Origin of the sequence: Flavobacterium sp. CSZ, from assembly GCF_015350725.1 — a bacterium.
Taxonomy (GTDB): Bacteria; Bacteroidota; Bacteroidia; order Flavobacteriales; family Flavobacteriaceae; genus Flavobacterium.
This window is the reverse complement of sequence record NZ_JADKPQ010000001.1, coordinates 1-24,992: the sequence shown is the minus strand read 5'-3', so window position 1 is coordinate 24,992 and position 24,992 is coordinate 1. Positions and strand designations below refer to the sequence as shown.

Sequence of the window (24,992 nt, the reverse complement as noted above, 5' to 3'; positions counted from 1 at the left end):
ACTGCATTATATTTGCAGTCAAATAACTGCACAATGGAAATTCGTAGAGATGTATTTCAGGCCATAGCCGACCCTACCCGCAGGGCAATATTAAGTTTAGTTGCGATACAAGCGATGACACCCGGTGTTATAGCAGAAAATTTTGATTCGTCACGACAGACGATTTCAAAACATATTCAGATCCTTACAGAATGTGAATTGCTGAGTCAGCATCAAAATGGTAGGGAAATTTATTATCTCACCAATGCGAAAAAAATGAAAGAAGTAGCAGATTTTATTGAACCTTTTCGCCAAATGTGGGACGATCGATTTAATAAATTAGAAAGTATAATGAAAAACTACAAACCTAAACAATAAACTACAAACTACAAACCTAAACAATAAACTACTATGGAATTAAAAACAAAAATTAATGCCAAAGATGGTCAGCAGGATCTTGTAATTACAAGAGAATTTGATCTTCCGTTAGAATTGCTTTTCAAAGCGTATACCGAGCCTGAAATTGTAGCGCAATGGATGAGTACAAAAGTACTTAAACTCGAAAATAAGAAATATGGCGGTTATCAGTTTGAGACAAGTGATCCTAGCGGTAATGTTGTGTTTAAAGCCAATGGAGTAATTCATGAATATAGTCCAAATGAGAGAATTACACGAACATTTGAAATGGAGAACTCCCCTTTTGCCGCTCAGCTTGAATTTTTAGATTTCGAATCAGTTTCTGAGGAAACGAGTAAACTGACGATGCATGTTATTTATAAATCAGTCGATCTTAGGGATCAAATGTTAAAATTGCCTTTTGCACAAGGAATTAATATGGCACACAACAAATTACAGGATATCGTAAACCAACTAAAATAAAACATCATGACAAAAAGAAATAAAATTATCTATTGGATTGCTACTCTTTGGCTTGCATTAGGAATGACAGCAACCGGAGTAGTACAATTACTAAAAATGAAAGAAGAAGTAGATATGATGAACGATTTGGGGTATCCACTCTATTTTTTGACCATTCTTGGAATTTGGAAAATATTAGGCGTAATCGCTGTATTAATTCCTAAATTTACTTTACTGAAAGAATGGGCTTACGCAGGATTCTTTTTTGCAATGTCAGGCGCTATTTTTTCTCATTTGGCCTGTGGCGATCCTCTTATAGCTCTTTTTGGGCCAACATTGTTACTTATATTAACAATTGTGTCCTGGTATTTTAGACCTCTGGAAAGAAAACTTATTTTGGTTCAATCATAAAATAAAAGTTATGAAAAATAAATTATCAACAGATCAGCAAGAAGAATTGCTTGCTGTTTTAGAAGCTCGTTTCGAAAAGAATATGCAACGTCATAAAGGTATCGAATGGAATAAAGTACTGGCAAAACTACAAGCCCATCCGGATAAATTATGGTCGCTGGATGAAATGGAAAGAACGGAAGGAGAACCGGATGTAATTGGTTACGATAAAAAAACAGATGAATATATTTTTTATGATTGTGCAGCCGAAAGTCCTAAAGGCCGTAGGAGTATTTGTTACGACCACGAAGCTTTAGAAAAAAGAAAGGAAAACAAACCTGCAGACAGCGCTATAAATATGGCGGACGAAATAGGAATTAAAATCCTTAATGAAGAACAATACAAAGAACTGCAGCAACTGGGTAAATTTGACAGTAAAACCTCGAGCTGGATCGAAACACCTTCTGATATAAGGAAATTAGGTGGCGCTCTTTTCTCTGATTTTCGCTACAATACTGTTTTTGTGTATCATAATGGAGCAGATTCTTATTATGCTGCAAGAGGTTTTCGCGGATCGTTGCGTGTTTAATTCATTTAAAATAAAATGTTATGAATCCTAAAGTTGATTTTTATTTTGATGAAGCCAAAAAATGGCAAAATGAACAAGAAGAATTGCGCGAAATTGCATTAGAATGTCAGTTAACTAAAACAAAAGAATTTGAAGTCGCAGAAGAATTTCAAAAGAAATTAGACCAGGATTCAAAATTAGATGCTGCATTCAAAGCTTTAACTCCCGGACGACAAAGAGCTTATTTACTGCGTTTTTCGTCTCCAAAACAATCCAAAACCAGAGAATCAAGAGTGGAGAAAGCTATTTATCAGATTTTGGAAGGAAAGGGACTGAATGACGATTTTAAAATAAAATAAATATATTAGCCCAAATAATCTATAATTAATGATACTAGCCTTCGATACGTACTACTACGACGGAAAAGCAAAGACAGTCTGCCTTGAATTTACAGAATGGAATCAAAGTGACAATTTCAAAATTCACACCGAAATCATCGAGAATGTCGAAGAATATATTCCCGGAGAATTTTATAAAAGAGAATTACCTTGCGTTATGAGTCTGCTGAATAAGATTGATTTAAATAACATTGAAGCCATTATTGTGGATGGTTTTGTGTATTTAGATGATGAAAAGAAATATGGTTTGGGTGGGCGTTTATACGAAAAACTAGATAGTAAAATTCCGATTATTGGTGTTGCAAAAACAAATTTTGCCGCCATCGAAAAACACAAACGTGCTCTTTTGAGAGGTGACAGCAAAAAGCCTTTGTATGTTACGGCTATTGGTATTGCATTAGACGATGCTTTCGAAAAAGTAGCAAGCATGGCCGGAGAATTTAGATTTCCAACCTTGTTAAAAGAACTGGATCGATTGACTAAGGAGTTGTAATAATGTAAAATTAAATAATTGTTTTAATAGTATGATTATAGAATGTTATAAATTATTAAAAGAAATAGAAAAAAGGCCAGCTATGTAGACTGGCGAGGCAGATCTTAAAAGTATAAAAAACTTTGTTTTGGGTTATTATCAAGTGCTTATAGATAATAAAATTGTTCCTGAAAATATCAACGAACCATTTTTTGATTGGGTTGCAGATAAATTAGGCTATTTTGAATCAACTGCAGGATGGGCGAATATGATTTTAGCTTACAGTATAGGGTTTGAACCAGAAAGTATAATTTGGGAAGAAGTATTTAATCATAATATTACCAAAGAACAGCATCTGAGGTCATTACAAATATTTTATGAGCTTGTTGAACAATTCAAAGATGAATTTGAAAGTAATAAAGATTAAATAGTTACTGAATTATGTTTTAATTAATTTATTAAATTTGATATAAACTAAAACAAGTATCATGCAAGATTCAGATAACCAAATAAATGCTCTTTCAAATGATAAAGTACCAAAAGTAACAGGAATTGGAGGCATTTTCTTCTTTTCAGAAAATCAACAGGAAATGAAAGAATGGTATGCCAAAAACTTAGGTTTTGAAGTGAATGAATGGGGGGCGACTTTTGAATCCAGAGATTTTAATAATCCTGAGAAGATAAATTCTGTACAATGGAGTCCTTTCAAGAAAGATGATGAATACTTCTCCCCTTCTAAAAAAGATTTTATGATCAACTATACGGTTCAGAATATTGAAGGTTTTGTCAATCAACTCAAGGAAAATGGCGTAACTTTATTGGGTGAGATTGCAACGTATGATTATGGCAAATTTGTACATATTATGGATGCAGAAGGCAATAAAATAGAGCTTTGGGAACCAATCTAAAATAACGGCACATGGAAGATAATAACTATGATCATTTTCTGAAAAATGTAGCTTCGCCTTTAGATTATTCAGAGGGATTTTATTTGGTATATGTTGAAGTTGCTGTAACGACCGAAGAAATACGTAAAATAATTTCAGGACATGCCAAAATAATGACCGAACTGGAGTTTGGTTATTTATGCGAAGCACATATGCAGGCCATTCCTGAAATTGCGCGCTCTTTGTCGCTAAAAAATCATGCTATGTATCAAATGGTCAGGTTAGTAAGGCTGAGTAAAAGTTCTGATAGTAAGGATGTTTGAAAATTTTCACGTAATCTAAGCCTCTTAAACTGTATGCTTTTTAGTTTTTAAAATTGGGTAAAATATACTTTGCCATAATTTCGAAAGCTTGTTTTGCTTTAAAAGATCCGTAGTTTCCTTGCGTGAAAACAATAGTTAAATTTAAATTTTCTACGATAAAAATATATTGCCCGCCATTACCGGACGCAAAGAGTAAGTTTTCTTGTATATCCTTTGTTTTCAAGATTTCTTTGTACCAATAATAACCATAATTAGCAGGTTGTGGAGATCCTAATTTACTTCTGCTGGATTTCATAAACGAAAAATCAGGAATTGTAATATCACAAAGAGTAGATTCTAAAATCCATTTTTTAGAAATGATCTGTTTATGTTCCCAAACACCTTTGTTTTTTACCAGTTGTCCTATTTTTAGCATATCTATTGGCCTGATGTAGAATGATCCTGCCGTCATACCGTTTCCGCTTGGGTCAATTGTCCATTTATAATGTGAAATTTCAAGAGGATCAAATAAATATTTTTTGGCAAAATCCATTACAGACATATTTGTTGCTTTACGTATTACCCCGCTTAGGATTACCGGATCTATCGACGTATATGCCCATACTTCGCCGGGTTTGTCTTTCATAGGAAGATTCAATGAGTACTCTACCCAGTTTTTGCTTAAACTCATTTCGTTTTCACAATCTTTGGTATCATTAAATTCCTCGCAATCAAAACCTGATTTCATTTCAAGTAGATTTTTGATTGTTATGAGTTTTTTAAATTTATCTGTTTTTAGAAATGGGTATTCCGGGAAAAACTCGTAAACTTTCTGGTCTACATTTTTTATAAATCCTTTATCAATCGCTATTCCAACCAGTAAACTTGTTATTGATTTAAAAGACGAGCGGGAATCGTGAAGTGAATCTCTTTTATAACCATTAAAATATTGTTCATACACTACTTGATCATTCCTTGAAATAAGTACGCTATAAATAGCTTTATAGTGATTACCCGAAATAGAATCTGTCATCTGGCGTAAAAGAGAATCGTGGATTTTATTTTCAGTTTGTCCTGATATTTCAAAGATATTTATGAATAGTAAAATATAAAAAAGGCAACTATTTTTCATGTCTACAGGTTTGCTTTTGGTTAAAAAAATAATGCACTAAACTTAAAAAAAAAAGATATTTAGTCACTAAAGATACTGGTTTTCTTAGGAAATTGCCCCTGTCTTTTTGGTACTTGCGGTAAAAAGTCTTATATTACGGGAAATTAAAATGTCGATTTTAGAGTAAAATTATTGGCAAAAAAAATATTTATGAAACAATTACTTCAGTGGACCATCATAATTCCGGCACTTGCCTGGATTCTTTTTTTTAGCGGACTCGTAGACAACAGCAGCATTTTTCAGGTTATTGCCAGCATACTGCTTATCCTTAGTGTTATGTCAGCCGTTCATCATTCAGAAATAATAGCAGAAAGAGTTGGAGAGCCTTACGGAACCATTATTTTGGCTATCTCTATAACTGTTATCGAAGTTTCGATTATTGTATCTTTGATGCTCTCAGAAGGAACTGAAGCGGCTTCTTTAGCCAGAGATACCGTATATGCTGCTACGATGCTGATTCTAAACGGTATTATTGGTCTTTGTCTTCTAATTGGAGGTTTGAAACACTATGAACAAAATTTTTCTGTTTCTTCTGTAACTATTGCATTGGTTTCACTGGTTTCTATTATAGTATTTACATTGGTCTTCCCTACTTTTACCGAAAGTGTAAAAGGATCTTATTACTCCTTACCACAGCTTGTTTTTGCTTCTATTGCATGTCTTGTTATTTATGGCTCTTTTTTGTTTGCACAAACGAGCAGATACAGGCAATATTTTCTAACGGTTGGCGATGATGAAAACGAAGATGTAGTTGAGCCTATAGCAATCGATAATAAAACCTTTTATACCAGTCTTGTTTTCCTGATAGTAAGCTTGGGAATTGTGGTTCTATTAGCCAAAACACTCTCTCCTACTATCGAAAGTATTATTGTGAGTTATCACCTTCCAAAAAGTTTGGTTGGGGTTGTCATTGCTGCAATAATTTTACTTCCTGAGGCGATTGCTGCTATTATTGCTGCAAGAAAAAATAGGCTGCAAACCAGTATCAATTTAGCTTTAGGTTCTGCTTTAGCAAGTATTGGGTTAACTATTCCGAGTGTAGCAGTAGTTTGTATCATGATGGATATGCCAATTATTCTGGGACTTGATATTAAATCTATAGTTCTGCTGGCTTTATCTGTGTTTACAGTAATGTTATCTTTGAGCAAAGGCAAATCGAACATAGTGTACGGAGTGGTGCTTCTCGTCAACTTATTTGCTTTTATATTTTTGATGATATATCCTTGATTTAATATTTATAAAAAAAGCTATAAAAACTCCATTGTAAAAATGGAGTTTTTTTGTACTAAAAAATTAAAATATTAGTGCGTTTGGTTTTATAAAATCTTCATAAAAATCGATTACATTTACTTCGACAGAATAACAAGTGTAATTAAAAACCCCAAACTAAAAATGAAAAAAACAATTTGTACTGTTACGGCGGCATTGCTAACAGTTTGTGCTTTTGCGCAGGAAATTAAAATTAAAAACGACGAAATAAAACTCGATGACAAGGCAGTAGCTTATATTGAAGGTAAAAAACCGAATCTTCAAATTTTAAGTTTAGACAAGCAGTATTCTGTTAGTGCCGAATTAAAGTTTTTAGAATCTACAGGTAAAAGATGGATGATTCTAAAAAGTGCAAAATCGGGAAAAACGAATGAAGTTGATTATAAGAAGTTTAACCCGTTAAACCAACAAAAAAGTGTTATTGAAGCTTTTATTGATAAAGGTTTTGTAAGTGCAGATGGTTTAAATACTGAAGCTATCGAAAATTTTATAAACGGAGAATCTTCTGGTGTTGGTAATAAAATTAAAGAAGAGGCAAATGCCGCAAATGGAAAGCAGAAAAGAATTGAAGGTTATCAGGTTGCAATAGATGATGCGGGTGTTATCTATAGCGCAATAACTAAAGATCCTAATAATAAAAAAATTGGATATATAAAAATTGTTTCGACAACAGCATTAGGAGTACAGAAATACGAAGTTTATGATTTAGACCAGAATTTGATCGCAACCTGGTACAACATGAGCAGTAAACATCCTGGTTATGATAAGTTTTTGTACGAAGAACTTATCACTTTTGATAATAAAGTATTTAAAATAAAATATGAAAGTTCAGGAGCAAATATACAATATAGAATAAGTGCAGATAAAACTGCCTTAAATATAGTAAATGAGTTAATTGATAATAAATATGTTTTGCAGCATCAGGGAACTGCTCGCTAAAAAAATAAACAATAGTTTAAAGTATCTAATAAAAAGAAAGCCTTCAAAATTGATGATTTTGAAGGCTTTCTTTTTTTAGTCGTTATTTATAAGTGTACAAAACTGTTGTTAATAACTCTTACATTAACTTAAATAGATTCATTATTATGATTAAAGATATTTCTTATATTCGCTAGCAATAAATGTTAATTTAAAGGAGAAAATTACCTGTAATTTAAGAATATTGATGCCGTTTTTTAATGTTTTAGGAATAACGCTATTAACCCACCAAAAATAAAATTAATATGAAAAAAGTGAGAACTTGTTTCGCTTCGGTACTCTTTGTTTGTTTGGCTTCAACAACGGCATTTGCTCAATTATCATCTGCAAAAATTGATTCGGTCATGCAAAATGCTTTACAAAAGTTTAAAGTGGCAGGAGCATCAATTGCTATTGTTAAAGATGGAAAAATAATACACTCCAAAGGATATGGCGTTAGTTCTATCGAAACAAAAAAGCCTGTAGACGAATACACTAATTTTCAGATAGCCTCTAATACTAAAGCTTTTACAACCGCTGCGCTTTCTATTTTAGAAGATGAAGGTAAATTGAAATGGACGGATAAAGTAAAAGATTACCTTCCGGAATTTAAAATGTATAATGATTATGTAACAGAGAACTTTAACATACAGGATTTATTAACGCATCGCAGCGGACTTGGATTAGGTGTTGGTGATTTGATGTTTTTTCCTGACGGATCTGACTTTACTGCAAAAGATGTAATGACTAGTTTTCAGTATTTTAAACCTGTTTCAGCTTTCAGAACTCAATTTGATTATGATAATTTATTGTATATAGTTGCAGGTGAGGTAATTGCAAAAGTTAGTGGTATGAGTTATGACCAATTTGTACAACAAAGAATTATTACACCTTTACAGATGAATCGTACTTTTGCCGGAAGTTTATTAAAAGATAAAAGCAATCTTGCTGTTCCTCATTCTTCAACATCCGGAACGATTAAAACTATCGATTTTTACAACATAGCAACGGCAAGTGCTGCAGGAGGTATTTACTCAAATGTTGCTGATATGTCAAAATGGATGATTACACGCTTAAACAAAGGTAAATACGGCGAGGATTTGAAATCGTCGTTGTTCTCTTTAAAAAACCATGACGAAATGTGGCGCATACATACAGTTATGTCTGCAGATCCTAATCCCAGATACAATTCTCATTTTAATGGTTATGGTTTAGGATGGGGAATATCAGATGCGAAAGGAAATCTTAAAATAGAACACACGGGCGGTTTGCCGGGAATGTTGTCTATAGTAACCATGTTTCCTGATTTGAACTTAGGAATTGTTGTTTTAACCAATACGCAAGATGGTGGTGCCGGTCTTTTTATGGCGGTATCAAATACCGTTGCAGATAGTTATTTAGGTTTGGATGATTTTGGCTGGACAGATAAAATGGCAGAATGGATGAATCAGGATAAAAATACAAGTGATGATGTAACTATAAATGCATGGAAAAAGGTAGTTTCGGTAAAAAACACCAAAGTAAAAAATGAAGATTTTATTGGTATTTATGAAGATAGCTGGTTTGGAAAAGCAGAAGTATTTCTAAAAGGCAAGCAATTGTGGATCAAATGTCTGCGTTCGCCAAAATTAAACGGCCCTCTCGCTTTTTATGATGCCAATACATTCGCTGTAAAATGGGAATACCAAGCGATGAATTGTGATGCTTTTGCAACGTTTTCACCTGATGAAAAAGGTAAAGCCCAATCTCTTAAGATGAAAGGAATCTCTCCAAATATTGATTTTAGTTTTGACTTTCAGGATTTAAACTTTAAAAGAGTAGAAAAATAAAAGCTTTTTAAACAAAAAAACTCCATTAGAAATAATGGAGTTTTTTTGTGGTTATTTATATTCCAAAGCTTTCACTTGTTATTCTGCAGCTTCTAATTCTGCATTTGTCCTGCGGATAGATTCCGCATCTTTATAATCCAGCCATTCCTGACCTTTTCTTTTTCGCATCCAGTTATCGTAATATCTAATAATGGCGACGTTAGCAAAGCCTTTCCATAAATTGGATGGTCTTCCCGCCAGGGATCTTAAACTAAGCGAAAAACCAGGCGTAAGGTACTTCATGTAATGCCACCAACCTTCCGGCATATAGAGCATTTCACCATGATTAAGATTAGCGATATAAGGTGTAACTTTTCTAAGTGCGGGAAAACGTTCAAAATCAGGATTATCAAAATCAATATCCTCATTGCATAACCATGAATATGGCAGTCGGTACATATATTTTGTCTCTTTGGGATCTACCAGAACGCATTGTTTTTGACCATCGAAATGCACATGAAAAATATTAGGGAAATCAATATCATAATGCATGAATACCTTGGCATCCTGACCGCCAAAAAACACAAGCGGCATGCTCTTAAGTAACCTTATTCCCAAGCGTGGCCACTGCATATCGGACTTCATAGACGGAACATCTTTCATGAGATTGTATAAAAAGATACGCAGATCTGTTGGACCTTTTTCCAGAATATCAATGTATTCAGACATCGTCATTTCAAAATCCGGTTCATTCACTTTTTTGGTGTAATCGGTTTTACGGCTATCGTATAAAGGCACGGTTTTATCTCCGGCAACTTCTCTGATAAATTCCAGATTCCATTTGGTAAAAGCGGGCCAGTCTTCTATTTGTTTTGTAATTATAACGGGCTTTTGTGGCTTGTAATAATTTTCTATGAATTCTTTTTTGGTAAGTTTTTCAACCCTTTCTATCTGTATATAATGATCAAATGCCATGTGCGATAGGTTTTAAAATTATATGTTGATACAATAAATAAGTTCTATAAATTAATTATTAGGTATAAGCTGATAATGAATATCGTGAATTTTATTATAGGACTTTTCATAGTAAAGATAAACATTCTCCATTAAAACAGTACCCACATTTTTCTTTCGATATAAGGCATTTTATTTCGGTCAATTTTTCTACTAATAACCTGCAAAAATTATCAAACATTGAGATCTTTATAAAACAATATTTTTGAATAAATATTGCTCTTTTATTGTATTTGCTTAAAAAAAACCGTGTAGATAAATAGTTTTTTACAAAACTGTGCGATGAACTTTTGTATAGGTTTTAAACAAAAAAATTAAATGAAATAAGTAAGTAAAATTTCCTGTTTCAAATTCAAAAAAGTTACTAAAATAGTCTTGAAAAAAATATTATATTAGCCACAAAGAAATCTATTTATAACACCAATCTAAGTTGAATATGCTGAAGTAACGGCTGTTATAAACGGATTAGTAAAAGTTTAAATCAAAAACCACTAAAAAGACCAAACAAAATTTCCATTATAAATTAACCAAACTAAACTATGAAGAAAAATACTTACGAAGAACTAACAAACGAAAAATTGATAAAAAAGAGAGATTTATTTAAGGGGGTTTCGATTGGCTTTGCCGTAATTTTTATATTAGCCATTGCTATTGTAGTCTATATTTTTAATGTAAAAGGCTTTAAAAGCGTTTCGATCGCAACATTTATCCCAATTTTTACATTACCTATAACTTTTGTTCCTATTTTGATCAATTTAAGTTTATTGAACAAAGAAATCAAATCCAGAAATCTGTAAAATTTTCTGAGATGATACCAATAAAAAACTCCAAAATCGTAATGTCTTTGGAGTTTTAAAATTTATGCTTCTTTTCCACTTGTCTTTCAAAATCTGAAAAGATTATTCTATTCATGTTATGCTTTATGCCTTTTCTTTATTATTTTACTCCCTATAATATAAAGAGCAATTAGTGCTAGAAAATGTATTAAATAAGACTTAGGTTCGCCGTCGCCGTTTACTACAGAAAAAACACGATTCCATCTTACTTTATTAAGGCCTTTACCATCTTTATCCCAGCTAAACCAAATAAATACCGGTTTACCTATTACGTGATCAAAAGGAACATATCCCCAGAATCTGGCATCTAAAGAGTTCTGACGATTATCTCCCATCATCCAGTAATAATCTTGTTTGAAAGTGTAGGTTGTACTTGCTATACCGTTTATAAGAATTTCATTTCCATTGACTTTCAGTGTGTTTTTTTCATATTCCTGAATAATTCTTTTGTAAAAAGGAAGTGTTTTTAGGTTCAATTGTATGGTTTTCCCTTTTTGAGGAATATAAATAGGACCAAAATTGTCTATGTTCCAACCCAAAGAAGGAATATGAGGAAACACACCTCCATCCTCTCCTTTTGGCGATAAATATTTTTTAACTCCTTTTACAACCGGATTATTGGCTATTGAAGCCGCTTCCTTATCAGTTAAGGTCAGGAAATATTCTCCTGTGTTTGTAAGTGCGAAATCTCCATTTTCATATTTCATACCTTCTCTGGCGCCATATCTGTGTACAAGAGCGTCCTGGCTAATAGGCTGTCCTTTTGTATCTACTAGAAAATTATATTGCGCTTTTGCACTTTCCGGCAGCTTATCTATTTTGCCATTGATGTAGATATTTCCGTCACGAATTTCCAGAGAATCACCGGGCATCCCAACACATCGCTTTACTAAGTTTGTCTTTTTATCAATTGGCTTGTAGTAAGTTCGATCCGGATTAAAGTTGTCCATATCTCGCAGCGTATCGGCAGGCTGATTGAAAACTACAATTTCATTGCGTTTAATTTTTTCTAATGAAGGAAACCTAAAATACGGTAATTGAAACTTGTTCAGTAATGACGTTTCTTTTTTTGCAACATCATCATTAAACAAATAGGATTTCATGCCTGTAAGCGGAATAGAATCATGCACCATAGGCAATGCCACTGTGGTCATAGGAGTTCTTGCGCCAAAATTAATTTTACTAACAAACAAAAAATCTCCGGTATACAATGTTTTTTCTAATGATGAAGACGGAATTGTAAAGGGCTGTATAATGTAAGTGTGAACTAGAGTGGCTACAATTATGGCAAATAAAAGAGAACCAATGGTATCTTCTGTATTCGTTTTGGGCTGTAAATCCCTATTCTCAATATAAGTTAGTTTTTCAGAAGTATAATTTAAATAAGTAATATAGAATCCGAAGGTTAATAAAACCAGAACAATATCCAGTGTTGAGCTTTTTCCGAAACTCTTAATAGTTTCTATCCAGACTACAGGGATCATTAATAAATTTATAATAGGAACAAACAGAAGGAAAACCCACCAGCGAGGACGATTTATAATTTTCATTAAAATCACTAAATTGTAAATGGGTATAAATGATTCTAAAGGCTTTCTCCCTGCTTTTGCATATAATTTCCAGGTAGATAATCCATGAATAATCTGCATGATTAAAATAAAAACGAGCCATTGTGATAAATTCATACTTTGAATTTTATTAATTATTTTTCTTTTACTGATATGATATAGGTAGTCTTTTGCTTAATTTGTTACACAATCATGCAATAAAAAGATAAATAAAGTTTTAGCGGTTATTCAGTTTGCTAAAAGTGTCTTATTTAATGAGATGTTTAAAAAAGCAGTCTGAACTTTCTTTTCTAAGCATATTTCAATTGAATAATACTGAACCAATATTTCAAATTCAATCAGAAAAAGTTAAGAAATCGTAGCCGAAATATTTCTTATATTCGCCTGAAGAATATCCGGATTACAATTAGATCAGAAGGAAATTAATTAAACAAAATAATGATAGAGTCCAACCAGTTGCTTTTCTTTTTTAGTGCTTTAGGAGTGTTTAATGGTTTTATACTTTCGATCTATTTTGCTATAAATGCTAAAAAGAAAAACTTTACCAACTATTTTTTATCCTTACTCCTACTCGTTTTAAGTATCAGAATTGTTAAATCTGTATTTTTCTTTTTTAATCCGCACTTGTCTAATATTTTTATTCAAATTGGACTTTCGGCCTGCGTTCTAATTGGCCCGTTTCTTTTTTTATATCTAAAATCATATAAAAAAGACGAAAAAATCAATTGGAAAAAACATGTTATATCGTATTTGGCAGCAATAACCATCTTAGGAATTTTTTATCCATATGTCGAGCATCGCGCCATTTGGAGTAATTGGATTGTATGTGCTATCTATTTGCAATGGTTCATTTACATTGTTTTGTCATTCAAATATCTTCGTCCCATTTTTACGAAAATCAAGGAAAAAGAAAGCCTAAAAAGAATAGATGTTTGGTTTCTTAGTATTTATTTTGGTGTTGCATTTATATGGCTGGCTTACAGTATGGCAGCGTATACTTCTTATATTGTTGGAGCTTTATCCTTTACGTTTATTTTGTATTTGATTGTCCTGCTTTTAATTTTTAAAACAAATAGCGAGTCCACTTTTTTTAATGAAAAAGAGAAATACAAGAACAAAGAAATTGACAAGGAAACTTTGGATCTGATCGATCAGAAACTATCGGTAATAATTGAAAAAGAACTATTTCTTAATCCCAATTTTAGCCTTGACGAAGCGGCAAAAGAACTAAAAGTAACAAAGCATATCCTGTCTCAATATGTCAATGAAGTATTGGGTAGATCCTTCTCAAGCCTTATTAAGGAATACAGAATCGAAAAAGCAAAAAAGTTATTAGAAACCGAAACGAATTATACGATTGAAAATTTAGGTTACGATAGTGGTTTTAATTCAAAATCTGCTTTCTTTACCGCCTTTAAAAAAACAACCGGCCTAACCCCCGCCGAATATCAAAAATCGTACTTAAAATGAGTTTGATATTATAAAATCAGAGTTCTAATTTATAAAGTAAGACCTTTAAAACATTCCTATACTGGAAATTTGCTCTCATTATTAATAACTTAAAATTTTAAAAATGAGAAAAGTGTTTTTGTTTATTTCCGTTATTGTTTTGTCTCTTCATGCTAGTGCACAGGTAAGCGATACTACAAACGATCTGGCTTTGATTGAAAAAACAATCAATTTGTATTTAGAAGGACAAGCTACGGGAGATTCTGTTAAAGTAGGTTTGTCATTTCATGATACCTGGCAATTGAAATATTTTGCTGATGACAAAGTGAATGTTGTAACTAAATCGAAATATATTACAGGCTTCCAAAAACACGACAGACCCAAAAATTGGTCGGCCCGAACTGTATTTGTCGATATAACAAATAATGTGGCTGTTGCAAAAGTAGAAATCAGTACGGCAACACTGTTGTTTGTAGATTATTTTCATTTCATCAAAACAAATCAAGGTTGGCTAATTGTAGATAAAATCTCGGCCCGAACACCCCATAAAACAGTAGAAGTAGCAGCAGCTAAAGCGAAATAATACCTTCCTGTTTTTAAAATTCAAAACCTTATAATTTTTCAGTAAATGAATAAAATAATAATCGTATTACTTGTTCTTGCAGGTTTACAGCCTATACCTACAAATGCACAAAACAAGATCTTGTTTGTAACTTCGAATCAGGATTTTTATGGAAATACTAAAATTCCGACCGCAAATCACTTTGAAGAAATTATCGTTCCTTATGATCTGTTTATAAAAGCCGGATATACAGTTGATTTTATCAGTCCAAAAGGTGGAGCTATTTCTATTGGTTATATTAATACATCAAATAATTTGCAAAAAAAATATTTATACGATGGTTGGTTTATGGATAAATTAGAGCGTACTAAGAACCCCACTGAAATTAAGGTCGACGATTATTCTGCAATTTTTTATAGCGGCGGCGGTGCTGCAATGTTTGGTGTTGCAGAAGATCTTGCGATTCAAAAAATTGCAAAAAGTATTTACGGCAAAAATGGGATTATTGCCACGATTTGCCACGGAACTGCCGGAATTATCAATTTAAAAGACGAGAACAAAAAATCGCTTTATGCGGGAAAAAAAATTACTGGATACCCCGATCTTTTCGAAAATAAAGATGCCGAATATTATAAAGCATTTCCGTTCTCTATAGACAAAGAAATTACACATAATGAGGGGAAATTTGTATATTCTGATAAAGGCGGAGATGCGTTTTATATTGTTGACGGAAGGTTTGTAACCGGGCAGGATCCCAGTTCGGGTGCTAACGTAGCAAATGAGGTGATTAAAATTTTAAAGTCTAATTCTAAAAGCACTAATACTTTTGCATTAAGTGATTTAGAACAAATTACAGAAATATTACTCGACTACATTGAAGGCACGGCAAACGGACAACCCGAAAGATTGCGCAAGGCTTTTGATCCTAATTTTAGTTTATATACAGTTGCAAAAGATACTTTATGGATACGTTCCGGAGAGCAATATATCTCTAATATAAAAACCGGAGAAAAGACGAACAGAATAGGAAGCATTGTTTCTATTGATATTGAGAAAGATACTGCAATAGCAAAAGCAGAAATCGTAATACCCAATCAGCGTACTTTTACGGATTATTTTTTAATACTTAAATATAAGGGCAACTGGAAAATAGTACATAAAAGCTATTCCTGGAGAGAATTGCCAAAAACAGAAAAGACATAATGTATTAGAAAGTAAAAACGAGAATAACAAAGCTCCTTAATTTTTTTAAGGAGTTTTTTGATATGAACTTTAAGTCATAACAATCGAATAATTGCCTATGTTTTGTGTTTTGCGGCCTTTCTAATAAATTCTTTCAAAAGAAATGCCATTGAATCGATACACACCACTCGGACTTGCTCCTCCAATCCACAATTCTCCTTTTTTGCTTTTATATATAACCCAAATATGGTTACTTTCTACTCCATTTTCTTTACCGAAATTTTGCACAGATTTACCATCATATCTCCATACACCCGATCCTACGGTCCCAAACCAGACATTTCCTAATTTATCCTCTCCAATAGAAAAAACTTTCTCAAGCGAATTACCTTTGGTGTCCTCTTTTTTTAGTTTTTGCTGTTTTGTGAAGTTAATCACTTTTTTCCCGTCATATTTTAAAACACCAATGCCATTATTGGCAATCCAGAGATTACCTTTGCTGTCTTCCATTATGCTGCGGGCATGCAGATGTCCTGTCTGATCATTTAACCCCAAAAGGGCATCATTTATTATTTTAAAACCTGAGCAATTATAACCAATCACAGCGCCATAAGTACCAAACCAAAGCGTTCCGTTTTTACTTCTTACAAAACCTGTTGAAATTGAATAGTGATTTTTCTGTCCCGGTTTTGTTTTAAGAGGCAATTCGCGATAAGAAAGTTCTTTTCCGTCGTACTGATATACGCCCGGATTCCTTTCGACTTTGTTGTAAGCCTCTATTTCATTGCCTTTAAACCAAAGATCATTGTCAGTTAGTTTCCAATCGTTTTTAGAATTATAATTTCTTTCTGTGTATTTAGAGATTTTCTGCCCGTCGTAAGTACTTAAACCTTTTCCACATTCAAACCAAATTACGCCATTTTTATCTTCATAAATATTCCTTACCTGATTGTGGCTTAATCCGTTTTCTGTTGTAAAATATTGGAACTTGCCATTATGAAGCAAACAAACTCCTTCGTTGTAACTCCCAAACCAAATATTCCCTTTACTATCTTCTAAAATTGAATGTATTCCGGAGGTATATTTCAATCTTAAAGCGCCAACTTCACTTTTATTTTTAGCCTGATTGGATTGGTTTTGATTATTACAAGAGATTGTTATAGCAATAAGAAATGTGTAGCAAAGGATCAATACGTATTGGTAATCTAATTTTACTTTCATATTAAAAAAGTGTTTTAACGTTTTTTGAGAACTTAAACTAAGCCTAAAGGTTGAGATCAAGGGATTGTGATAAAATAAAATTAGTTATCAGTATAAGTTGAAATCTTGTATTAAGATTTGATATTGTGAACTGAAATTTTCATAAATTAGATTTGTTTACTTACCATCGTTATTTTCCCGATAAAAGAATAAATATCTGTTTTAAGAGCTTCTGTTATTATCTCATCTTCAATCCAAGTATGTATATTGCCAATATAAGACATGCCTAAATAATTAGCACTTTCCACAAAAGGCATTTCGAATCCTTTTTTTAGCTGTGCATCAGAACCGCAACTTACCATTCCCATTGCTTTTCCTCTTAATTGTCTTCCAATTTCTTTTTCAATTTTTAAACAATCAGTTATTCGGTCAAAGAAATTTTTCATTATTCCGCTCATAGAATACCAATATACTGGGGTTGCAAAAATTATCGTATCATAGTTATCTACTATTTCCTGCATTACAGAAAGAAAATCATCATCTCTGTTTTTAAAATTATAATCGAATCCGCCAATTTGTTTTGATTGCAAGTCTATGATGTCAAAACTAGTTTCATTTTGAATAAAAGAAACGATTTTACTTGTGTTTCCATTACTTCGTGAACTGCCTTGTATTATTACTCCTTTTAAATTCATTTTTATGGTATTTAATTACAAGGGCAAATCTATTTTGTTTAATTCAGTTATCAAATAAGGGGTGAATTTTGCTCTATTTTAATTGATCTCCAAATTTTGACAGTTCCTTAAAAACAGAGGAAAGTTGAATGCCTAAAGGTGTAATTGCGTATTCTGTTTTTTTTGGGAATTGATTAAAATCCTCTTTTTGAATTAATCCGTCTTCGATCATTTCACGCAACTGTTGTGTTAATGCTCTTTTTGAAGCTTCGGGCAGCTCTTTTTGAATATCCCTTAATCTTATATTTGTTTTCAAGAGTTCAGATAATATGGCAGGTTTCCATTTACCAGAAATCACATTCAATGTTTTCTCAATAGAACAATCATTTTTTAATAATGTTTTGCGTTCGTACATTTTTTTAGAGAATAGATACTGTTCTTTAATTTTAGCTCAATTAGTTTTTTATGAGTATTTTAATTAAACGAAAATACGATTAAAAACAAAAAATACAATAAATTTACGTGGTTTGACCTGCATTTTTCAATGATAGGATAATGATTCTGTTTATCTAAAAAGGCAGCTATTTTATAGTAAAAATATTTCTTATATTGGTTTCAAAAAACATCTTATAGTTCAAAGGCTTGTTAAAAGTTGTTTTGATGCTGATGTAAACGAACTAGGGAAATTTATCAGGCAAAACTGCAAAACATATTAAATGAAAAAAATATTTTTCTTACTCCTATTACTTTTATTTGTTTCATGTAACTCAAACAGAAATTTTTGCGGAACATATAGATCGAATTTTGCACAGCTTGGTTTTTTTGTGACCCAAATAAAATTTAATACCAACAGTACGGTAAAATTTAATAAAGCTGGAGATTTGATGAATGAAGAATTAAAGGGAAAATTTAAAATCTCAAGAAATAACATTGCCTATATAGAGTTTGACAAGCTAAAATATGATTATGCCCTTGATACCTTGTCAATGGGAGAATTACTGGAAAAACCAATTGATACAAACCAGTTTCAAAATATGCATTTGTATGATTTAAAATTTGAGGATGGAATTCCTTATCATTTAAAATTTAAAATAAAATATAATAAGCTTTTGGTATACAATATCCAAACAGGTAAAATTGTGCGAAGAAGCAAAGGTTCTAAAAACATTGCAAAATTTTATTTAAAGAAAATTGCTAATTAGTAAATGTGAATTTTTATGAAAAGCGATGGTTCTATTTCATCGCATCATTAACAGGCTGGCTGTCTACAAATTGCTCAAAGCTTAGAATTTTACCCTGTTTTAGTTTCCAAATATGAGCTACTCTGGCTTTAAATGATTTGCCTGTTATTTTGTATGTGCCTGTATAGGTGCCAAAAGCAACAACTTTATCATCACTTGCGACGTAATCTTCCGGAGTAAATTTGTAATCAATCCATTCACTTCCCAGCCTGCTAAAAACATTTTTAGTTATATTTTCCAAACCAATATAAGTTCCTGCATAAGGAAAACCTTTCGCTTCTGTCCAGGAAATATTATCTACTATATATTTAGCTAAATTTTTTCCGTTTTCTTCAGAAGTCTTTCCTTCGTATGTGCTTTTTACAATTTCTAGATTTGTCATGTTATTTTTGTTTAAAGAACAGCCTGACAATATAATAAGTATTGTCAGGCTGAATATGACTTTTAATTTTACCATTTCATTTCTCCCGTATTCACTTTGGCACCAATCTGTAAGGCAGTTTCAAAAGTAAGTGTTGGATATTTTGCTTTAATAGTTTTAATTAAATCTTCCGAAGTTTTGTTCGTTTTTAAAGCCTCTTCATAAAACTGGATATAGCTTTTTGTATGTTTTACAGCCAAAATATCAAACGGACTTTGAGAATTAGCGTGAGCAGGAATTACAATTTCCGGATGTAATGCCTCAATTTTATCCAGGACATTGATCCATTGTTTACGGGCATCTGCTGTTTGTGCATCTGCCATCCAAAGATTAAAGGTTGTTCCGAAAACATTGATACCGCCAACAACTGCTTTTATTGATGGTATCCAGACAAATGTTTTTGAAGGAAATTCTTCCAGACCTATAATTTCTAGTTTTTTTCCTTCCAGATCAATAGAGTTTCCTTTTAAAACCTGAGGTAAAACAATATTAGAAGTAATGGCTTTTCCCAATCGTTCTCCCCAAACGTCTAATTTTTTCTGTGCGGTGGCTTTAATAGACTCGACTGTTGCAGGCGAAGCATAAGCCGTAACTTCAGGGAAATATTTTTTGAATACTTCCAATCCAAAATAGAAATCTGGATCTGTATGTGAAATATAAATAGTGGTTAGTTTTTTGCCTGATTTTTTAATTTTTCCGGCTACTTTTTCAGCGTCTTCCAGCGTAAACTGTGCATCGATCAAAACGGCATCTGTTTTTCCTGATACTATTACAGAGGCTACACCAAAACTATTTTCTGATGCATTAAATACTTCAAGTTTTAAATTATTGGCTTCAATGGTTTTGAAATTTTGTGCTTGTGATTCCATGTTAGATAAAATTAAAATTGTTAAAATTAGTTTTGATAAAATGTGTTTCATTTTTGGTTAGATTTTAAATTAACACTGCAAAGATGAAACACAATGCTGTCTCGAAACATTAAACTAGTTTAATAAATAAGAGGATTTCTATTTTTTAAGCGCAATTTTTTTTCGAATATTACTCAAAAATACATTTGTAATTCCGAGATAAGCAGCTACTTGAATATTAGACAGTCGTTGTATAAGTTTTGGATATTTTGTAGAGAATTCGATATAACGCTGATCTGCTGTTTTACTTAAATTGTCAATCATTCTTCTCTGTAAAGCGACATGCGTCTTTTGAGTCATGATCCTAAAAAGTTTTTCTATTTGCGGCAAATTCGCGTAAGCATATTCTTTTTCCTTTTTTGCTATTAAAAGTATTTCACTGTCTTCAAGTGATTCAATAAAAAGCTGCGATGGTGTTTCATTGCAAAAACTATCAATATCCGTTATCCACCAATTTTCAACAGCAAAATATAATATCTGCTCAAAACCATTTTGATCAATATGATAAACACGAAACAGTCCTTTGACAACGAAAGCTTCAAATTTGCACACATCTCCTTCTCGCAAGAGAAACTCCCTTTTCCCGATTTCTTTTTTTGCAAATAAATCTACAAATGCTTCTATTTCATCTTGAGAAAGTGAAATGTGTTTCAAGATATTTTCTTTTAGAAGCTCTTTCATTTTTATTGGTTTTTTCTTCATTTGGCTGTGGAATATTTCCATAACGAAATTACGAAATATCATCGGCAGTACGGCAGTGACTGACAATATATTGTATAGATGGACTGGTAGCTCTTATTCAAGTACAGGGCTGCTTTGTTATTCTTAAAGAACTATGATTTTTGCTTTCACTAAATTAAGATTTAAATAATAAAATTCATGAAAGTATAAAAATAAAAAAACTCCAAAATCAAATGACTTTGGAGTTTTTGGAATTTTGTGGGCTGTCAGGGATCACAGTCGAACACTTAATACCTGTATTGACATTTTTTGAAAATATAAAATGAAGTATTAATAAGATAAGGAGGATGTTAACATTTTGCTTCTAACTTACAGATTACCGATCATAGAGTACTGAGTTATCTGCTAATAGAGAATTTATCGGTTAAAATGAAGCATCAATTAAATCTCTGCGATTACGGTTAGAGGCTGTAGGCAAAAATCTATTTAAAAGCTGTTAAATATTTTTTGTTCATTTTCCTCACCATCTGGAACATAAGTTTTCATTATTCGATATGCATTATTATCTTCTTGTCCAGGGTATTTTAAACCAAAACTTGACCAGCCTGAATTCCAAATTAATATTAATTCCTTCCAATATGGAATATCTTTATTTTTGTCAAACTTATAATCTTCATCAAAAATTGTTTGCACTTCATTAATTAACTCAGGATAATAACATTTATCTTCTTCATCGTAAATATTTTCTTGAATATCTAAATCCTCTTGAAGTTCGTTTAGCAAGTAACTTCTTAAATTCCACCCATAGACAATAATATCAGAACCCCAAATTGACAAGACTGGATTAAATTGTAAATTAGGCTCACTAATTACAAATCTATTCCCTCGAATTGGGATTAATTTAGGAGTTTTTTGATGCCAACTTGTAAAAATGTTTTTTATTTCTATTTCAGATTTTGGTCTTTTTCCCCAAGATTTTAGCCAAACGCTATTTGTCCCAATAACATCTTGATATATTGTTTCGAATGACCATTTTATAATTTCTCTAATTTCCTTTTCATCATTTAACCAATTATAAAAAAATGGTCTTTCTTCAACCATAGTCTTTGAATTTTCATCAAATGTTTCGGAATATTCAATTTTTTCTTTCCTATCAATTGTATGTAAAACCTTCAAAAATTCCCGATATTCAAATGTGAATTCAACAGAATATTTAATTTCTATTTCATCAATTTCATCTTTAGAAAGTCCAATCCATTTTGCACCATAAATCCAATCTTCACAAACAAAATCATTTGATGAAGTTTTTGGATCAATACTCCAAAATAATTCTGTTCTTTCTTTTATCCAATATAAAAATTCAGTAATATTTTCTGGAATATTCATAGTATTTTTTTCGTGTAATTTTAGTTCAAAATTTTTGCTAACTTATGTATATGCGTTACTTAATAATGTACAAGTTTTTTACAATAATACAGAAAAACATAATACTACGATTGATGTCTTTTGATAAAGTGAAATTTATTTTAGAGAGGATGAAAAATTAAGCTAAGCAAATTGTAAAGTATATTAACAAAAACAACGCCATTGGAATCCAATGGCGTTGTTTGTCTTTCTGTGGACTGTCAGGGAATATAATCGAACACCTGATCTCAGTTTTGACATTTTTTGATAACTTAAAATAGTTTTATTCAAAGTTAATATTCCATTTAAGTCAAAAAAAAATAAAAGTACTTTTCAAAGTGTTTTGCTTTTTTTAGATATTATCAAATCTAAATAGTTCCAAAAGCTATACGCTTTCTATTTTTTGTATTTTTATTCCCAAAATAAATTTTTAATATGCGATTCTACATCAATACAGAACATTTGAGGAATGAAATTGAATATCCTCAACGATATAAGTTTGAAAATCTTATCAAAAGCTCTATTGTTGTATTTCTTATCATTCTACTTTTTCTTTTAATGTTTAAACCATTTGGAGTTTATGATCCGGAACTGAAAATGCATTATTTCTTTATTTGTTTTTTACATGCTTTAGCTCCGGCAATAATTTTATTTGTTTATTTTGGAGTATTGAATTATTTCAGAAAAACGAAGAATCAAACTAAATGGACTTTACTTGAAGAATTCATTCAAATTGGAGCGCTATTAGTTTTAATTGGTACAGCAAGTTTCTTGATGCGAGATTTACTTTATAACAATCCAAACAACTGGTCATGGAATTATTTCTTTGAAGAAATCAGAAATTGTTTTGTTGCGGGTATATTTTTCTATTTTTTTCTACGATTATCAACTTTCTATTTTGAGTCAAAAAAAGGATCGCCATTTGTTCTGCAATTTACCCCGCTGACAGTTAAACCCGAAAAAACAGTTTTAAAATCTAATATTTTTATCACCACACAGGTAAAACAAGATGATTTTTTACTGGATATGGACCAATTACTCTTTGCAAAAGCAGATGGTAATTACATTGAGTTAACAAAATCGAATGGCCATCAAATGACTTCAGAAGTAAAAAGAATTTCTTTAACTCAATTTGAAACTCAAATAACAGATTACCCGCACTTATTTAGATGTCACAGAACCTATTTAGTAAATATGTATAAGATCAAACAAGTAGCTGGAAACTCCCAGGGTTATGTATTATCATTTAAAGAAACAGACATAAAAATACCTGTTTCAAGAAAGCAAATCGATAACTTTAATAGCTGTTATCAGCAGCTTCAAAATAAAAACATTGCCTAAGCTTGTTGCTTATCACAAAAGCTAGTTGCTAGTAACAACCCTTGCTCTGGCTGTATTTTCTTGTTGTACGTTTGCCATAAATAACGCAAAACCTATTTATTATGCCAACTGCAACAGCTGTTTCAAATGAAGATTCTGGCTCTTTAAACAAATTATTATATATAGATAATATCAAAGTTTTACTGACAATTTTAGTGGTACTTCATCACACTTTAATTGCTTACAGTTCTTCGGGAGGCTGGTATTATAATGAACCAAGCAGCTTTTTAGGTGCACGTGCTGTTATGACAATGTTTGTTAGTATCAATCAGTCTTTTTTTATGGGGTATTTTTTTCTATTGGCAGCCTATTTTACCGGTTCTTCGTATTCTAGAAAAGGAGCTTCAAAATTTATTAAAGACCGATTAACGAGATTAGGAATTCCTATAGTATTCTATTCTTTTATCCTTACACCATTCATGTGTTATCTGGTCTATTATTTTACAAAAAATCATATCACTTATTTTGAATATCTAAGCGGTTACGATAGTTGGATTGACTTAGGAGTTACATGGTTTGTGGCGGCACTTTTGCTTTTTACATTACTTTATGCAGCAGTAAAAAAAATATTCAAAATTAACTTCGACAAACCTGTGGCAGCACCTAACACGCGTGCCATATTATTATTTGCATTAGCATTAGGAATTATTAGTTTCTTGGTTAGAATTATATTTCCTGTTGGATGGGTTCTTGAACCAGTTGGATTTCAGCTTGGGCATTTTTCACAATATATTGCACTATTCATTATCGGATTACTGGCTTCAAAAAACAATTGGTTCGATCAACTTTCAGAAAAAACAGGCAGACAGCTGAAAAGATCGGCAATGTTATGTTTATTGTTTTTTCCATTATTTTTTGTCATTAGTTTCAAGCTAAACACACCCTCTTCTTGGTTTTCCGGAGGTCTTCATTGGCAGGCATTATTATATGCAGTTTGGGAACAATGGATCGGTATATCGATAATAACAGCATTATTAATTAAAGGAAAAATAAACTGGAATATTTATTCAAAACTACTTACTAAAGTATCACGCTGTAGTTTTGCTGTTTACATTTTTCATCCGTTTGTAATTGTAGTACTTACATTAGCGGTAAGAAGCTGGTCTATTGATCCTTCAATAAAACTTCTAGCTATTGCTCCGTTAATAGTGCTAAGTAGTTTTGTACTTGGATCACTTATTTTATTAATTCCAGGAATAAAGAAAATCATTTAGTATTTTATTTTAAATGATGGGATTAAAATCTTTCGCTGCAATAAATCATTCCTTCGGGATTTTATAAAGAGTTCCGGACGAACGAGATATAAAATTTCTCTTCAGATTTTGAGATTGATCCATAAAAAAATTAAGGCAAGCAATTTGTGAAGTATAAAAAACAACGCCATTGGAATCCAATGGCGTTGTTTGTCTTTGT

The 24,992-nt window shown here is 31.9% G+C and carries 29 protein-coding genes; 19 read left to right on the top strand and 10 right to left on the bottom strand.

The features are described from left to right. The first annotated feature begins 33 nt into the window (after positions 1-33). The 9 genes from IRZ78_RS00145 to IRZ78_RS00105 all read left to right on the top strand — a co-directional run bounded on the left by IRZ78_RS00145 (position 34) and on the right by IRZ78_RS00105 (position 3,875). On the top strand, positions 34-357 hold the full coding sequence (locus tag IRZ78_RS00145; protein WP_194614580.1) for a metalloregulator ArsR/SmtB family transcription factor: 324 nt from the start codon (positions 34-36) through the stop codon (positions 355-357). 33 nt (positions 358-390) lie between these two features. Further along, positions 391-858: an SRPBCC domain-containing protein gene (locus tag IRZ78_RS00140; protein WP_194614579.1), complete on the top strand. Its 468-nt coding sequence runs from the start codon at positions 391-393 to the stop codon at positions 856-858. Positions 859-864: 6 nt separating this feature from the next. Next, positions 865-1,248: a DoxX family protein gene (locus IRZ78_RS00135; RefSeq protein ID WP_194614578.1), complete on the top strand. Its 384-nt coding sequence runs from the start codon at positions 865-867 to the stop codon at positions 1,246-1,248. A gap of 10 nt (positions 1,249-1,258) precedes the next feature. Beyond that, positions 1,259-1,816, top strand: a complete 558-nt coding sequence (locus tag IRZ78_RS00130) for a DUF4256 domain-containing protein (protein ID WP_194614577.1) — start codon at positions 1,259-1,261, stop codon at positions 1,814-1,816. A 20-nt stretch (positions 1,817-1,836) separates the two neighbouring features. Beyond that, a complete protein-coding gene (locus tag IRZ78_RS00125; protein WP_194614576.1) occupies positions 1,837-2,154 on the top strand; it encodes a YdeI/OmpD-associated family protein in 318 nt (105 codons plus the stop codon). A 28-nt stretch (positions 2,155-2,182) separates the two neighbouring features. After that, positions 2,183-2,686: an endonuclease V gene (locus IRZ78_RS00120; protein WP_194614575.1), complete on the top strand. Its 504-nt coding sequence runs from the start codon at positions 2,183-2,185 to the stop codon at positions 2,684-2,686. A 127-nt stretch (positions 2,687-2,813) separates the two neighbouring features. Continuing rightward, positions 2,814-3,092 (top strand): hypothetical protein, encoded by a 279-nt coding sequence (locus tag IRZ78_RS00115; protein WP_194614574.1) that lies wholly within the window; start codon positions 2,814-2,816, stop codon positions 3,090-3,092. Between the two features lie 61 nt (positions 3,093-3,153). After that, a complete protein-coding gene (locus IRZ78_RS00110) occupies positions 3,154-3,573 on the top strand; it encodes a VOC family protein (protein WP_194614573.1) in 420 nt (139 codons plus the stop codon). 11 nt (positions 3,574-3,584) lie between these two features. Then, positions 3,585-3,875 carry a hypothetical protein gene (locus IRZ78_RS00105; protein ID WP_194614572.1) on the top strand — a complete coding sequence of 97 codons (291 nt, stop codon included), beginning with the start codon at positions 3,585-3,587 and terminating at the stop codon, positions 3,873-3,875. A gap of 40 nt (positions 3,876-3,915) precedes the next feature. Here the strand turns inward: IRZ78_RS00105 and IRZ78_RS00100 are convergent, their stop codons facing one another. Further along, the gene (locus IRZ78_RS00100; RefSeq protein WP_194614571.1) at positions 3,916-4,986 is read right to left on the bottom strand and encodes a serine hydrolase; all 1,071 of its coding nucleotides are present in this window, start codon (positions 4,984-4,986) and stop codon (positions 3,916-3,918) included. 189 nt (positions 4,987-5,175) lie between these two features. Between IRZ78_RS00100 and IRZ78_RS00095 the strand changes: the two genes are divergently transcribed. The 3 genes from IRZ78_RS00095 to IRZ78_RS00085 all read left to right on the top strand — a co-directional run bounded on the left by IRZ78_RS00095 (position 5,176) and on the right by IRZ78_RS00085 (position 9,080). Next, entirely contained in the window at positions 5,176-6,252 is a 1,077-nt protein-coding gene (locus tag IRZ78_RS00095; RefSeq protein WP_194614570.1) for an ionic transporter y4hA, read from the top strand. Between the two features lie 165 nt (positions 6,253-6,417). Beyond that, positions 6,418-7,233, top strand: coding sequence for a hypothetical protein (locus tag IRZ78_RS00090; RefSeq protein ID WP_194614569.1), 816 nt, complete (start codon positions 6,418-6,420; stop codon positions 7,231-7,233). Positions 7,234-7,517: 284 nt separating this feature from the next. Beyond that, entirely contained in the window at positions 7,518-9,080 is a 1,563-nt protein-coding gene (locus IRZ78_RS00085) for a serine hydrolase (protein WP_194614568.1), read from the top strand. A 78-nt stretch (positions 9,081-9,158) separates the two neighbouring features. Here the strand turns inward: IRZ78_RS00085 and IRZ78_RS00080 are convergent, their stop codons facing one another. Continuing rightward, positions 9,159-10,034, bottom strand: a complete 876-nt coding sequence (locus IRZ78_RS00080) for a cupin-like domain-containing protein (protein ID WP_194614567.1) — start codon at positions 10,032-10,034, stop codon at positions 9,159-9,161. 578 nt (positions 10,035-10,612) lie between these two features. Between IRZ78_RS00080 and IRZ78_RS00075 the strand changes: the two genes are divergently transcribed. Beyond that, positions 10,613-10,870 carry a hypothetical protein gene (locus IRZ78_RS00075; protein WP_194614566.1) on the top strand — a complete coding sequence of 86 codons (258 nt, stop codon included), beginning with the start codon at positions 10,613-10,615 and terminating at the stop codon, positions 10,868-10,870. A 116-nt stretch (positions 10,871-10,986) separates the two neighbouring features. On the opposite strand, the gene lepB is transcribed toward IRZ78_RS00075, so the two are convergent. Beyond that, positions 10,987-12,594 carry a signal peptidase I gene (lepB, locus tag IRZ78_RS00070; RefSeq protein WP_194614565.1) on the bottom strand — a complete coding sequence of 536 codons (1,608 nt, stop codon included), beginning with the start codon at positions 12,592-12,594 and terminating at the stop codon, positions 10,987-10,989. A 321-nt stretch (positions 12,595-12,915) separates the two neighbouring features. Between lepB and IRZ78_RS00065 the strand changes: the two genes are divergently transcribed. The 3 genes from IRZ78_RS00065 (at position 12,916) to IRZ78_RS00055 (ending at position 15,691) form a co-directional block, all read left to right on the top strand. Next, on the top strand, positions 12,916-13,947 hold the full coding sequence (locus IRZ78_RS00065) for a helix-turn-helix domain-containing protein (RefSeq protein ID WP_194614564.1): 1,032 nt from the start codon (positions 12,916-12,918) through the stop codon (positions 13,945-13,947). A 103-nt stretch (positions 13,948-14,050) separates the two neighbouring features. Continuing rightward, positions 14,051-14,509: a nuclear transport factor 2 family protein gene (locus IRZ78_RS00060; RefSeq protein ID WP_194614563.1), complete on the top strand. Its 459-nt coding sequence runs from the start codon at positions 14,051-14,053 to the stop codon at positions 14,507-14,509. Between the two features lie 45 nt (positions 14,510-14,554). Next, positions 14,555-15,691 carry a nuclear transport factor 2 family protein gene (locus IRZ78_RS00055; protein WP_194614562.1) on the top strand — a complete coding sequence of 379 codons (1,137 nt, stop codon included), beginning with the start codon at positions 14,555-14,557 and terminating at the stop codon, positions 15,689-15,691. A 120-nt stretch (positions 15,692-15,811) separates the two neighbouring features. Here IRZ78_RS00055 and IRZ78_RS00050 read toward each other — a convergent pair whose 3' ends face one another. From IRZ78_RS00050 to IRZ78_RS00040, 3 genes are all read right to left on the bottom strand, one after another. Then, positions 15,812-16,891 carry a two-component regulator propeller domain-containing protein gene (locus tag IRZ78_RS00050; RefSeq protein WP_194614561.1) on the bottom strand — a complete coding sequence of 360 codons (1,080 nt, stop codon included), beginning with the start codon at positions 16,889-16,891 and terminating at the stop codon, positions 15,812-15,814. A 146-nt stretch (positions 16,892-17,037) separates the two neighbouring features. Continuing rightward, positions 17,038-17,565: an NAD(P)H-dependent oxidoreductase gene (locus tag IRZ78_RS00045; RefSeq protein WP_194614560.1), complete on the bottom strand. Its 528-nt coding sequence runs from the start codon at positions 17,563-17,565 to the stop codon at positions 17,038-17,040. A 73-nt stretch (positions 17,566-17,638) separates the two neighbouring features. Then, on the bottom strand, positions 17,639-17,959 hold the full coding sequence (locus IRZ78_RS00040) for a helix-turn-helix domain-containing protein (RefSeq protein WP_194614559.1): 321 nt from the start codon (positions 17,957-17,959) through the stop codon (positions 17,639-17,641). A gap of 301 nt (positions 17,960-18,260) precedes the next feature. On the opposite strand from IRZ78_RS00040, the gene IRZ78_RS00035 reads away from it, so the two are divergent. Beyond that, positions 18,261-18,746, top strand: coding sequence for a hypothetical protein (locus IRZ78_RS00035; protein WP_194614558.1), 486 nt, complete (start codon positions 18,261-18,263; stop codon positions 18,744-18,746). 31 nt (positions 18,747-18,777) lie between these two features. Here IRZ78_RS00035 and IRZ78_RS00030 read toward each other — a convergent pair whose 3' ends face one another. The 4 genes from IRZ78_RS00030 to IRZ78_RS00015 form a co-directional block, all read right to left on the bottom strand. Continuing rightward, complete coding sequence (locus IRZ78_RS00030) at positions 18,778-19,167, bottom strand: nuclear transport factor 2 family protein (protein ID WP_194614557.1); 390 nt, start codon at positions 19,165-19,167, stop codon at positions 18,778-18,780. Positions 19,168-19,235: 68 nt separating this feature from the next. After that, the gene (locus IRZ78_RS00025) at positions 19,236-20,075 is read right to left on the bottom strand and encodes an MBL fold metallo-hydrolase (RefSeq protein ID WP_194614556.1); all 840 of its coding nucleotides are present in this window, start codon (positions 20,073-20,075) and stop codon (positions 19,236-19,238) included. A gap of 138 nt (positions 20,076-20,213) precedes the next feature. After that, positions 20,214-20,795 carry a Crp/Fnr family transcriptional regulator gene (locus IRZ78_RS00020; RefSeq protein ID WP_194614555.1) on the bottom strand — a complete coding sequence of 194 codons (582 nt, stop codon included), beginning with the start codon at positions 20,793-20,795 and terminating at the stop codon, positions 20,214-20,216. A 486-nt stretch (positions 20,796-21,281) separates the two neighbouring features. Next, positions 21,282-22,181 carry a hypothetical protein gene (locus IRZ78_RS00015; protein WP_194614554.1) on the bottom strand — a complete coding sequence of 300 codons (900 nt, stop codon included), beginning with the start codon at positions 22,179-22,181 and terminating at the stop codon, positions 21,282-21,284. A 453-nt stretch (positions 22,182-22,634) separates the two neighbouring features. Here IRZ78_RS00015 and IRZ78_RS00010 point away from each other — a divergent pair, with 453 nt between their 5' ends. Both IRZ78_RS00010 and IRZ78_RS00005 read left to right on the top strand, forming a co-directional pair. Next, complete coding sequence (locus tag IRZ78_RS00010; protein WP_194614553.1) at positions 22,635-23,540, top strand: LytTR family DNA-binding domain-containing protein; 906 nt, start codon at positions 22,635-22,637, stop codon at positions 23,538-23,540. A 101-nt stretch (positions 23,541-23,641) separates the two neighbouring features. Further along, the gene (locus IRZ78_RS00005) at positions 23,642-24,793 is read left to right on the top strand and encodes an acyltransferase family protein (RefSeq protein ID WP_194614552.1); all 1,152 of its coding nucleotides are present in this window, start codon (positions 23,642-23,644) and stop codon (positions 24,791-24,793) included. Positions 24,794-24,992: the final 199 nt, after the last annotated feature.